The sequence below is a fragment of the Pseudomonas sp. RIT357 genome (assembly GCF_000632245.1).
GTDB lineage: Bacteria > Pseudomonadota > Gammaproteobacteria > Pseudomonadales > Pseudomonadaceae > Aquipseudomonas > Aquipseudomonas sivasensis.
Window position 1 is genome coordinate 49,038 of sequence record NZ_JFYX01000023.1, and the last position, 11,767, is coordinate 60,804.

The window sequence follows — 11,767 nt, forward strand, 5'->3', positions numbered from 1 at the left end:
ATGAGCTTTTCCGGGAAACCCACCACCTTTGTGGAACAGGCGATTGAGAACGACGGCTTTTGGCCCGACCTCTCCGTGTCCGAGTTCCAGAAGGAACAACGCCTGCCGGCGGAGTACCTGGTGGAGCTGCTGGCCGACGCGTTGAACACTGCAATGGTTGAGGTCAATACGGACCTAGCCAAGTGCAAAGCCCGCTGGCAATCCAACGGCGTCACGCGTGTCGAGTCCGCTGACTCCACGGTGCTGCCTGAACGTGCCTTCCAGGTGAAGTTGTACAAGCGTGCGGTGTACTGCCGCGCCAAAGGTAACGCGCTGCCGCAGTTCCCCACCGTGACCCGCCGCGAAAGCGCCGAGAACACCGGCAAAGAAGCCCCCGAGCGTGCGGAAACCTTCCTGGCTTTCAGTCAGCAGGCCGTGCGCGCCCTGCAGGGCCGTGGCCGCATCACGGCGGCGTTGCTGTGATCAAGCTGCAGGCCATGACGGCCTATCTGATCGAGCGCCGCCTGGTCGAGCCTGAACAGCTCGACAGCTGGACCGACCAGGTCAAGTTAGACCTGATCTGGAAGCCCGACGTTGGCGGCATGCGTATGGGCGACATGCGCTACCTCGCCACGATTGCCCTGGATCGTTTTGCCGATCATCCGGGGCGCCTGATGGCGTTGGTGGGCAGTTGGCTTGAAACCCACGACCAGAACCGCGACGACCTGCCCGGGGCGAGTTTTGACATCACCATGCTCGATAACGATCTGGCGGACGTGGACATCACCCTGGAGTTCATCGAGCCGCAGTACCTAGCCGAAGACCCCGCCGGCGAGATCGAGGCGTTCGGTAAGTCCTGGTCGTTTATCCCATTTGACCTATGGGTTGCCGAACACGGTGAGGTCTCCAGCAATGGCCGGACGTAGCACGTTAGAGCTGGATGCCCGGGGTTACCTGGGCGTCCAGGAACAACTCGCGCTGTTGACGCTGTCGCCGCAATTGCGCCGGCGTTTGCTGAACAACGTGACCAAGCGCGTGCGCACGATGAACCGAAAAAACGTGCGCGACCAGAAGAACACCGATGGCACCCCGTTCGCCGCCCGTAAGGGCGAGACCAAGGGCAAAAAGAAGATGGAGGCGGGCCTGGCCAAGCTGATGCAGGTCACGCGGGTCAGCCCTGATGAAGCCGTGCTGGGCTGGCGTAACGCCCTGACCAGTTGGGTCGCCGCGCAGCAGCACAACGGGGCCAGCGAGCGCCGTACCGCCGCGCAGATGCGCAAGTGGAACAACGTTTCCCCTGGCCTGGCCGCGACCGACAAGCAGGCCAAGCGCCTGCGCCGTCTCGGTTTCAAGGTGCGCCAGGCCGGGAAAAAGGCGCTGACCAGACCCTCGGTGGCCTGGATCAAAGAGCACGTTAACTACGCCAAAGCGGGCCTGCTCATTCGCATCCTGGACGACGAAAAGAAAGAAAGCACCGGCGCCCAAAGCTGGGAAATAACCCTGCCAAAACGCCAGTTCATTGGGGTCAGCACTGAGCACGATACCGGCTTGCTGCTTAACCAGGTGCTGCAACAAATCCTTAATTCACCCCGCTAGCGAGGCATTGCATGGCACTCGGTAAAGTCAGCGTCAACAATCTCAACCTCGGCCAAGGGGCCGTTACCGAGATCGAGCGCTATTTCTTGTTCATCGGTCCCGCCGCGAAAAACGTCGGCAAGCTGGTGTTGCTCGACACCCAAAGCGATCTGGACACCCAGCTGGGCGTCCCAGCCAGCGACCTGAAAACCCAGATCCAAGCCGCACGCCTGAATGGCGGCGACCGTTGGGCCTGTGTGGCTGCGCCCATTGCCGAAGACATCACCTGGCAGGATGCCCTGGCTGCTGCGACTCGTACGTACTCCGTCGAGGCTGTGGTGATCACTCATCCAGTCACCAGCGGTGCCGAGCTGTCGGCCATGCACGATGCCGCCACCGATCTGAGCAACCGCCTGGGTCGTCGCGTCTTTGTGATGGCAGCTACCCCGGGCATCGCCCTGGAACAAACCTGGGACGCCTACGTCGTTGAGCAAACCGCGATTGTGAACGGTCTCGCTGCGCCCCGCGTTCTGCCGGTGCCACAGCTGCACGGCAATAACCAGGGCGTGTTGGCCGGTCGCTTGGCCAACGCGGCGGTGAGCATTGCCGACACCCCGATGCGTGTCGCGACCGGCGCAGTGATGGGGCTGGGTACCGAACCCAAGGATTCGAGTGGCGACCCGTTGCCGTCCGCTGTGCTGACCCAACTGGACGCCGCCCGTCTTTCGGTGCCGCAGACGTACCCCGACTACCCGGGCGTGTTTTGGGGCGACGGCAATCTGCTGGACGCCCCGGGCAGCGACTTCCAGGTGATCGAGCACCTGCGCGTGATCGACAAGGCAGCGCGGCGTGTACGCATGCTGCTGATTCAGCGCGTGGGTGATCGCAAGCTGAACAGCTCGCCCAACTCGATGGCGGCCGCCACCTCTGCGTTGATGGCGCCCCTGCGCCAGATGGCCAAGTCAGTGACCTTCGCCGGCCAGCAATTCCCGGGCGAGATCGAGCCGCCCAAAGATGGCGACGTAACCCTGGTCTGGAAGAGCAAAACCGCCGTCGAGGCGTACCTGGTCCTGCGCCCCCTCAACTGCCCGAAAGACCTGACGGCGAACATCGCCCTGGATCTTTCCACTGACGACTCGGAGTAACCCTTATGGCCCGCATTGGCGGTATGAACTTCGACGTGAACATGGGCGACCTGCTTGTTCACGTCGAAAACGCGACCCTGGACATCACCGACAACTCGGCGGTGGCCCAGACCAAGGGTGTCCCGGACGGCTTCATTGATGGCGACGTGGCTGCCGCCGGCGAGCTGGAGCTGGACACCCAAAACTTCAACCTGGTGATCGAGGCGGCAGGCAAAGCGGGCAGTTTCCGCAAGCTGGAAACCTTCGACTTGGTGTTCTTTGCTAAGACCGCCGACGAGGAAATGCGCGTCGAGGCGTTCGGCTGCAAATTCCGTATTTCCAGCCTGTTGAGCATTGCTCCTAAAGGCGGTGAGAAGTCCAAGCACAAGCTGCCGTTTGACGTCACCAGCCCGGATTTCATCCGCATCAATGGCGTGCCGTACCTCGACAGCACAGAGACCGAGGGCCTGCGTTGATGTCCTGCCTGTTCGACCGCGCCCAGGCCCTGGAGCAACGCGAGCGTGATCAAGCCATCGCCGCCCAGCTGGCCCGCAAACGGCCGAGCGGGCCAAGCCTGACCCACTGCGAAGACTGCGACAAACCCATCCCGGAACAGCGCCGTGCCTTGGGCGGAATGACCCACTGCGTGCCGTGCCAATCCCTTATTGAGCAAGGACAGCGCCGATGACCGTTCGCGCCACGCCCAAACGCAACCTGGAAAGCCGTGTCGCCGTGCTTGAGCACCGTTTCAGCGACCTGGAAGACCGCCACGCAACCGTGCCAACCCGAGTCACCCGGTTGGAAGGCGAGTTCGAACACATGGCGGTACAGCTCTCGGATCTGAACGATGGCCAGCGCGAACTGACGGCAACCGTGGCCGACATCGGCACCAAGGTCACCCGTATGTTGGCGGTGCTGACCGTGCTGGGCATCCTGGCGCAGATGATCGGTGCCGCGTTGCTGCGGGTGCTGTTCCCGTGAGCCTGCGCAGCAAGATTGCCGCCGGCGCCATCGTGCTGGTTAGCGCGCCGTTGCTCGCCTTCCTGGGCAAGTGGGAAGGGCAGGGCGAGAACATCGTCTACCCCGACCAACTCGCCCGTGGCCTGCCCACCGTGTGCAAGGGCATCACGCGTTACACCAGCCCGTATCCGCTGGTGATCGGTGATTACTGGTCGCCGGCACGTTGCGCCGAGGTGGAGCAGCTGGTGGTTGAAAAGGGCCAGTTGGCCCTTGCCGACTGCCTGACAAATCCAGCCATCGGCCAGCAGACGTTCGACGCACTCAGCAGCCACGGCCACAACTTCGGCGTGCCCAGCACCTGCGCCAGTCGGGCCGTTGGCCTGATCAACGCCGGCCGCATCAAGGACGGCTGCAAGGCGCTCGCCTGGGGGCCTGATGGCAAAACCCCGGTGTGGTCGTCGGTCACTGATGGCCAGGGGCGCAAGCGCTTTGTACCAGGGCTGCACGCCCGTCGGCGCGCCGAAGCGGCCATGTGCGCGGAGGGTCTGTGATGCGCGATGCCATTTTCATCCTGGTGCTATGCCTGACGGCCTGGTTCAGCGTTCACCTGCTGCAAGGCCAACGCGACACCGCCCGCGCCGAGCGTGACCAGGCGCAAGACGAACGCGACGCCCTACGTGAAGCCGCCCGTATCACCAGTGAGCGCATGACCCAGGCCGCGAGCAATGACGTTAAGCACACCCAGGAACTGACCGATGCACGCGATAAAAACCTTAATCGCCGCCGCGCTGTTGATGCTGGCGATCAGCGGTTGCTCGTCAAAGCCGCCTGTCCAGCCGCAGTGCCCGCCCATGCCGGCGCCGGCGGCGTGGCTGATGCAGCCCCCGCCGAACTCGCAACAAACGCTCGACCGGATTATTTCACCCTCGTCGATCAACTCGCCCTCAGTCGGCAAATGATCCTCGGCCTGCAGGACCAGGTGCGGCTCTGCCTGCACTGATTCCCCCACTTTTCCCTGAACCACACGGAGCTACACCATGACTCGCCGCACCATCACCCTGACCATCGCCGACAAAGATTTCGACTTCACCCTGGGGGCGCCCGAGGTCACCAAGTACTTCAACGCCATGACCCAGACCAACAAGATCGCCCCGGCGCATAACCTGCTTTCCACCAGCGTGAAAGCGGATCAGCGCGACGACCTCAAGTTGTACCTGGTCAACCCGGTGACCGTCATTCAGATCGCCGGCGCACTGCTGGAAGAGTTCAGCCCTGACGTCGAGATCACCGTAAAAAAGCCCTCGGATACGCCGAGCGCCTGACCGAAAACAGCCTGGGCCAGCTCTTGGCCCTGACCGCACGCTGGTTACCTGGTGCGGAGCCCACGGTGGAAAACCTGGGCTCTGCCAAGTGGCTTGAAGACGAATACTGGAAACGCATGGAATTTGCCGTGGCCAACGGCATTGCCCACGCGTTTAACGGATAAGCACCGATGGCTGATCGCTCCTCTCGACTGGATTTCATCCTTGCCCTGACTGACAAAGTCACCGCCCCATTGGGCAAGGTGAAAACCGGGTTTTCCGACCTGGCAAGCCAGAGCCAGGAGCACTTCAAGACCATGGGTATCGGCCTGGCAGGGGTCACCGGTGGCTTTATGGCCATGGGTGCATCGTTGGAGCCCGCCCTGGAGATGAACCGCGCCCTGGGCGAAGTTCGCTCGCTAAACGTTGCCGAAGACGCGCTAGATTCGCTCAACGCCAAGGCCCTGGAGTTTTCCGTCAACTATGGCGAAAACGCCCAGGCTTTCGTCGCGTCGGCGTATCTGGTTGAAGGTGCAATCAAGGGCCTGACGGGCAGCCAGTTGGCCACGTTCACCAACGCTAGCAACGTGCTGGCCAAGGCCACCAAGACTGATGCCCACACCATGGGCGAGTACGTCGGCACCCTCTACAACCTGCAGAAGTCCCAGGCGGATGCGATGGGCAAAGGCGCCTGGGTGGAAAAGCTGGGCGGGCAGACGGCCCTGGCTACTCAGCTGTTTCGTACCAGTGGTGCGGCGATGAAAGACGCCTTCAAGGAAGCCGGGGCGATTGCGACCACGGCCGGCGTCGATCTGGCCGAGCAAATGGCGGTGATCGGTACGCTCAGCAGCACCATGGAAGGGGGCGATGCCGGCGGGCGCTACAAGGCGTTGTTTGAAAACATGGGCGCCGCCTCGGAAAAGCTGGGGATGAAACTGTCGGATCAGCAGGGCAAGGCGCTGCCAATCCTCGACATTATGGACAAGCTACAGGGCAAGCTCGGCGACCTTACCAGCGCCTCGGCCGGCGTGAAGCTGACCGATGCGTTTGGTGGTGAGGGTGCCCAGGTCATTGCCGCGCTGGCCAAGGATGCTGGCCGCTTGCGAAACGGTATCGACCAACTGGGCAAAGTCCGGGGCTTGGAGCAGGCCGAGAATATGGCCAAGGCCATGGTTGACCCCTGGCAGCAGTTCGGCGCAGCCGTGCAAGCGTTGCGCATCGCGTTTGGCCAATCGCTGATTCCGATCCTGACCCCATTGATGGATCGCCTGGTTGGCATCGCCGGCACACTGACCCGCTGGACTCAGCTGTTTCCGAACATCACCCGCCTGATCGGCATTGTCTCCCTGACGTTCCTGGGCCTGGCCACGGCCATGGGCCTGCTGACGTTCGCCGTGGGCCTGAGCAAAACCGTCTGGCTGGCACTGGTGACGGTCTGGAACGTGTTGACCTGGACCGGCTTCCGGTCCATTGCCATGTTCTTATTTCACACGGTCATGATCACGGCCTTTGCTGCCGGACTGGTGGTTATGTACACCGGGATCGGCCTGGTCAGAGGGGCCATGTTGCTATGGCAGGGCGCTATTTGGCTGGTCAACGCCGCCATGATGGCCAACCCGGTGGGAGTCGTGATCATTGGAATCGTCGCGTTGGTCGCGGCAATCACGGCAGTAGTCGTCTATTGGGACGACCTGGTGGCCGCGCTGATGAACACCGCCGCGTTTCAGTGGGTCTCGGCCCAACTGGAAGCACTCAGCGCCTGGTTCTCGTCCATGGGCGGCTGGTCGGGCATGGCGAAGGCTGCGTGGGACGGCATCGTCGCGATCTTTCATGCGGCGATTAACGGCCTGATCGCCATGCTCAACAAGATCCCGGGCGTCAACATTGAGACCACCTTCGGCGATATGCCGACGCCCCCGGCCGTGCCCGATCTGGTGGCTGGCACCGTCGCGCCGGCGGACGTCTCCAGTTTGCCCGGGGCGACCTCGATGGCGACCGCTGCCGTCGCCGCTGCTGCGCCGGCGCCGCTGATGCTCGCCCAACGCTCCACTGAGCCCGTCGCGGTCAAGCAACCGCTGATGGCCCCCATGTTGCCCCTGGCTGGACCTGCCGTGCCGTTGCAGAAGCTCGCGCCAGAGGTGAAGCAAGCGGCGCCGATCATGCTGCCGCCGGCGACCGCCGACCTGGCCACGTCGCCAAAGACCATGCCGCTGCCGGTGGTGATGCAGAAGGCTGCCGAGCTGCCGGACAAGGTGGACAAAGGCATCCAGGCCCGCGAATCCCTTAACCAAAACACCCCGGCAATCAGCCCAACCAAACCCCTGGCCGTACCCAAAGGAGGACTGATGCAGAGCATTCAGAACACGACCCAGAACCAGCGCAGCGGCCCTCACATCGAGAAAGTGGAGATCCACAACAAGGAGCCTATGACGCCGCTGCAGATGGAAAACATGCTGGCCATGGCGGTGGGTGGCTGATGAGCGAATACATCGACCTGCTGATTTCCGGTAATGACCTGGTGCTCGATCCGGCACGACAACCGCTGTTGGTCAGTGACCGGGCTTCAATCGCCCAGGACATTGCCCACATGATCCGTGAAAGCGGCCTGCTGGTGACCCTGGTGGCCGAGCGCGACCGCATGCGTCAGCGCGATTGCATCCAGCAAATGGAGCTGCTGGTGGAGGCCGACGAGCGCCTGGTGCCTGGCACCGCTGAGATCAACCAGGTATCACCAGGTCAGTACCTGGTAACCGCCACTACGGTGAAATTCGGCCGAGTGGAGGTGAACCTGTGAGCGTCGATTTCAAGCAGGCGATGAGCGATTCGGGGATTCCGATCACCGAAGTCCAACTCAAACAGTCGTGGGAAAAGCTGGCAGCGGAGCAGGGCAGCACCCTCAGCAACACCAGCGCATACAGCCCGTTTTGGCGGATTGTTACTGCCCTGGTGACCAAGCCTGTGCTGTGGTTGCTGGAGTTCGTCAGCGGCACCGTGTTGCCGAATTTTTTCGTACAGACCGCCACGGGCGTTTGGCTCGACACTTTATGTTGGGCGGTCAACGTCGAGCGCAAAGGCGCGACGGTCGCCACCGGTGAACTGCTGTTCACCAGGGCCAACACCGGCGGCGCGTTGGAAGTGCCGGCGGGCACCGTAGTCCAGTCGCCGACCTTGAATGAACACATCTACCAACTGGTCACCACGGAGCCGCGCAGCTTTGAAGAGGGCCAAAGCCAGCTGGCCGTGCCGGTCAAAGCGTTGGGGGCGGGCAGCGGCTACAACCTGGCCCCAGGTTATTACGCGGTCCTGCCGGAACCAGTGCCGGGAATCGTTCAGGTGGTCAACGCTACCGATTGGCTACATGAGCCGGGTGCCGATGCGGAGCCCGACGACCAGCTACGCCTGCGCGGCCGCAATCAGTTTTCGGCGGTCAACCAATGGCACACCGATGCCGTTTACCGGGCGATTATCACCGGCTTCCCGGGTGTGTCGGCCGATGGCGTTTACTTCGAACACGGCGCGCCTCGTGGTCCTGGCAGCGCGAATGCCTTTGTGTTGTTCGACGCCGGCGTGCCTGCTGATACGTTCCTGGAGCAGATCAACACGCATATCCGCGACGGCGGCAACCACGGCCACGGCGACGATCTGCAGGCGATGGCTATGCCTGAAACCTTCCACGCGATCAGCGTGAAGGTTTGGCCAAAAGCCAACCTTAGCGAGATCCAGCTGGAGACGCTGGAAACCGAGGTCGGCCTATTCATCCGCGCCGCGTTTCGCGAAAGCACCCAGCGCGATTACAAGCCGACCAGGACTTACCCGCAGTCGCGGTTCAGTTTCAGCCGCTTGACCGAAGAACTGCACGCCCGTTTCCCCAACATCGAATCGCTGACGTTCGCCGGCACCGACATCGTGTCGGGCCTGAACATCCCGCGCATCCAGAGCCTGGCGGTGGTCCTGCAATGATCAAGCTCAAATTGCCGTTCTGGCTGTCAGGGCCTGAGCTGACCAAGTTGGTCGCCGCTGCCCAGGGCTGGTGGGAAATGGCCGTGGAGTGGCTGCGCTGGCCCTACCTGCAGTTCGACCCGGACACCTGCCACCTGTCGATCCTGGAGCTGTGGGCCTGGCAGCGCGACGTCACGCGCTTCAACGGCGAGCCGGAAAGCCTGTTTCGACTGCGGGTCAAGTACGCCTTTATCAACTCGGTAGACGCCGGCAGCGTGGCGGGGCTCAAGCGAATCATGCAGCGCCTCGGTGTGGGCTACATCGAGATCGAGGAGCGCATGCCCGACCGCGACTGGGACGTGGTGCTGCTGACCCTCAGCGACTCGCAACTCTCCGAAAACCCCGACCTGTTGCGCGTGCTGATCCGTCAGTACGGCCGCACCTGCCGGCGCTACGACTTCGTGACCATTACACCAGTGCGGCTTGCAGTCGCCCTGGTCGACTTTAACGACGACCAGCAAACGCTGATCGCCAGCCTGTAGGGAGTATTCATGGCTGCAAGCATCACACTGGCCGGGCAAAGCCTGATCGCTCAAAAACAAGCGGCTGGCCAAGTCTTGACCGTCGCCCGATTCATCCTGGCCAACGTGCCTGGGCTGGACGTCAATGCACCGGTAAACCGTGCTGGGCTCAAGCCCCCGTCGGGCCAGATCGTTTACACCTCACCGGTGACCCAAACCGGCTACGTGAACCCCAACCAGGTCGTGTACAGCCTGATGATGGGCACCGACATCGGTGACTTTGATTTCAACTGGATCGGCCTTGAAACCAGCGACAACGTGCTGCTGTCGGTGGCCTACGTACCGTTGCAGCAGAAGCGCAAAAACATTCTGCCCGAGCAGATCGGCAACAACGTCACCCGCAACTTCATGTTGGTGTTCGACGGCGCCCAGCAACTGACTGCGATAACCATCGACGCGAGCACCTGGCAGTTCGACTACACCGCGCGCATGAAAGGCATCGACGAGCGCGAGCGCCTGAGCAACCGCGACATGTTTGGCCGGGCCTGCTTTTTCGGCACTGCCCTGCAGATGACGAAGGTGGGCAGCGTGTACCAACTCAAGCCGGGCTTGGCGTACATCGAAGGTGTGCGTTTGGAGCGCGCTACTGCAACGCCGGTGACGGTGCCGGCAGTGCCCAGCAAGGCGTGGCTGGACGTCGTGCTGCAGCGTGAACAGAGCGACGTGGTGGGTACGTTCCAGGTCGTGTTCGGCGCCGACAAGGCCGACTACACCGACAGCGTCGGTGCGCGTCACTACCTGGTGCCGCTGGCCGAGCTGCCGACATCAAGCACGGTCACGGATCTGCGTGTGGTCGAGGCCATCGACGGCGAGCTGGTCAAGCACTTCGCGGCGCGGGTGGGTGACTATCCCGACCTGCGCGCACGCGCCACGACCAAGGACGACGTGGGGCTGAGCAAGATCCCCAACGCGATCAGCGATGCGGCTGACAGTGACAGTTCGGCAATCCTGGCCACCACCAAGATGGTCGCCGGCGTGCGCAAGCTGCTGCAGGACGCGATCACCGCGCTGATTAACGGCACCTCGGTTGCGGGCAAAGCGGCCCGCTGGGCGACGGCTCGCAAACTGTCGCTGACTGGCGGCATCACCGGCGAGGTTTCGCTGGATGGCAGTGCAGACGCGAGTATGAGCGTCACGGTGAAACCCGAGGGGCACACCCACACCATCGCGCACACCACCGGCTTGCAAGGGGCGCTCGATGCCAAGTTGCCTTTGGCTGGCGGGCTGGTAAGCGGTGCCACTGCGTTTTTTCAAGGGATTCATGGCGGTTACGGTAATGGCAACGGCAACAGCGCTGACTGGGGAGCGTGCATCTGGGGATTGGGGGCGTCTTATGACGGTGCCGGCGCGAATGCCGGTTACACCACGGCGAGCCATTACGGGATGTCTTGGATTCGTGCGGGCCATGGCGATGCTATCTCCCAGATCGGGGAGGGTGTGTACTTTTACCAAAATGGCAGCCTTCGGGGTGGGGTCGGTAATGCCGGCGTTTTCACTGCCGGGGTTTTCTATGGAAGTGGGGCAGGTATCACCCAGCTGAATGCCAGCAATCTGGCCAGCGGCACGCTTCCCGATGCGCGATTGTCCGGCACGTACACCGGCGTGAATATCACTGGGAATGCCGCAACAGCCAGCAAGTGGTCGGCCGCACGAACCATCACATTCACCGGTGGTGCTACCGGTTCTTTGACCTTGGACGGTTCCGCAAACGTGAACTTTGCGCTGACTGTTCCGCCGTCCGCACACACCCATACCGTCGCCCAGGTCACCGGGCTGGATACGGCACTGGCTGCGGCAGCTCCACCAGGACTAATCGGAGCGTTTGCTCGCGCAGATGCACCTGTGGGTTGGCTTAAAGCGAATGGTGCCGCGGTTTCGCGCACTTCCTATGCAGCGCTGTTTGCTGCCATAGGCACGCGCTTCGGTGCCGGTGACGGCAGCACCACCTTCAACCTGCCGGAAGCCCGGGGCGAGTTCGTCCGGGGGCTGGACGATGGGCGCGGCATCGACGTGGGCCGCGTCCTGGGCTCGTGGCAGGCAAGCCAGAACCTGGCTCACACCCACACCGCGACCGCCGCCGTCGATGGCGCGCACACGCACACCTTCACGATCAACCGACAAGGCTCGTCGTCGGATCACCGCGTATTGGACATGCCGCCAGGCCGTACCGGCAGTGAAGGCACGGGCAAGGTTTCGGTGGACGCTGCAGGTGAGCACACCCACGCCATCACGGTAGGCGCGAACGGCGGTACCGAAGCTCGCCCGCGCAACATCGCGTTCCTGCTCTGCATTAAATATTGAGGCCCAC

General features: G+C 62.6%; 16 protein-coding genes. All 16 read left to right on the forward strand.

The window, feature by feature from the left end; all coding sequences use genetic code 11:
- From BW43_RS12380 to BW43_RS29295, 16 genes are read left to right on the forward strand one after another with little or no spacing between them, the layout of a single operon-like run.
- On the forward strand, positions 1-462 hold the full coding sequence (locus tag BW43_RS12380) for a head completion/stabilization protein (protein WP_032887489.1): 462 nt from the start codon (positions 1-3) through the stop codon (positions 460-462).
- On the forward strand, positions 459-905 hold the full coding sequence (locus tag BW43_RS12375) for a phage tail protein (RefSeq protein ID WP_032887490.1): 447 nt from the start codon (positions 459-461) through the stop codon (positions 903-905). The genes BW43_RS12380 and BW43_RS12375 overlap by 4 nt, the downstream gene beginning before the upstream one ends.
- Positions 892-1,575, forward strand: coding sequence for a phage virion morphogenesis protein (locus BW43_RS12370; RefSeq protein WP_032887492.1), 684 nt, complete (start codon positions 892-894; stop codon positions 1,573-1,575). The genes BW43_RS12375 and BW43_RS12370 overlap by 14 nt, the downstream gene beginning before the upstream one ends.
- 11 nt (positions 1,576-1,586) lie before the next feature.
- On the forward strand, positions 1,587-2,699 hold the full coding sequence (locus tag BW43_RS12365; protein WP_032887494.1) for a DUF2586 domain-containing protein: 1,113 nt from the start codon (positions 1,587-1,589) through the stop codon (positions 2,697-2,699).
- Between the two features lie 5 nt (positions 2,700-2,704).
- A complete protein-coding gene (locus BW43_RS12360) occupies positions 2,705-3,154 on the forward strand; it encodes a phage protein (RefSeq protein WP_032887496.1) in 450 nt (149 codons plus the stop codon).
- On the forward strand, positions 3,154-3,366 hold the full coding sequence (locus tag BW43_RS12355; protein WP_032887498.1) for a TraR/DksA family transcriptional regulator: 213 nt from the start codon (positions 3,154-3,156) through the stop codon (positions 3,364-3,366). Before BW43_RS12360 ends, BW43_RS12355 begins: the two co-directional genes overlap by 1 nt.
- Positions 3,363-3,659 (forward strand): hypothetical protein, encoded by a 297-nt coding sequence (locus tag BW43_RS12350; protein WP_032887500.1) that lies wholly within the window; start codon positions 3,363-3,365, stop codon positions 3,657-3,659. The genes BW43_RS12355 and BW43_RS12350 overlap by 4 nt, the downstream gene beginning before the upstream one ends.
- The gene (locus BW43_RS12345; protein ID WP_032887501.1) at positions 3,656-4,189 is read left to right on the forward strand and encodes a lysozyme; all 534 of its coding nucleotides are present in this window, start codon (positions 3,656-3,658) and stop codon (positions 4,187-4,189) included. The genes BW43_RS12350 and BW43_RS12345 overlap by 4 nt, the downstream gene beginning before the upstream one ends.
- Complete coding sequence (locus BW43_RS12340; RefSeq protein ID WP_032887503.1) at positions 4,189-4,638, forward strand: lysis system i-spanin subunit Rz; 450 nt, start codon at positions 4,189-4,191, stop codon at positions 4,636-4,638. Before BW43_RS12345 ends, BW43_RS12340 begins: the two co-directional genes overlap by 1 nt.
- Before the next feature lie 37 nt (positions 4,639-4,675).
- Positions 4,676-4,960: a putative phage tail assembly chaperone gene (locus BW43_RS12335; RefSeq protein ID WP_032887505.1), complete on the forward strand. Its 285-nt coding sequence runs from the start codon at positions 4,676-4,678 to the stop codon at positions 4,958-4,960.
- 23 nt (positions 4,961-4,983) lie between these two features.
- Positions 4,984-5,124 (forward strand): hypothetical protein, encoded by a 141-nt coding sequence (locus tag BW43_RS28980; RefSeq protein ID WP_032887507.1) that lies wholly within the window; start codon positions 4,984-4,986, stop codon positions 5,122-5,124.
- A 6-nt stretch (positions 5,125-5,130) separates the two neighbouring features.
- Positions 5,131-7,416, forward strand: a complete 2,286-nt coding sequence (locus tag BW43_RS12330) for a phage tail tape measure protein (RefSeq protein ID WP_032887508.1) — start codon at positions 5,131-5,133, stop codon at positions 7,414-7,416.
- Positions 7,416-7,733, forward strand: a complete 318-nt coding sequence (locus BW43_RS12325; RefSeq protein ID WP_032887510.1) for a DUF2590 family protein — start codon at positions 7,416-7,418, stop codon at positions 7,731-7,733. The genes BW43_RS12330 and BW43_RS12325 overlap by 1 nt, the downstream gene beginning before the upstream one ends.
- On the forward strand, positions 7,730-8,899 hold the full coding sequence (locus BW43_RS12320; protein WP_032887511.1) for a baseplate J/gp47 family protein: 1,170 nt from the start codon (positions 7,730-7,732) through the stop codon (positions 8,897-8,899). The genes BW43_RS12325 and BW43_RS12320 overlap by 4 nt, the downstream gene beginning before the upstream one ends.
- Positions 8,896-9,420 carry a phage tail protein gene (locus BW43_RS12315; RefSeq protein WP_032887513.1) on the forward strand — a complete coding sequence of 175 codons (525 nt, stop codon included), beginning with the start codon at positions 8,896-8,898 and terminating at the stop codon, positions 9,418-9,420. The genes BW43_RS12320 and BW43_RS12315 overlap by 4 nt, the downstream gene beginning before the upstream one ends.
- Before the next feature lie 9 nt (positions 9,421-9,429).
- Positions 9,430-11,760, forward strand: coding sequence for a phage tail protein (locus BW43_RS29295; protein ID WP_177326443.1), 2,331 nt, complete (start codon positions 9,430-9,432; stop codon positions 11,758-11,760).
- Positions 11,761-11,767: the final 7 nt, after the last annotated feature.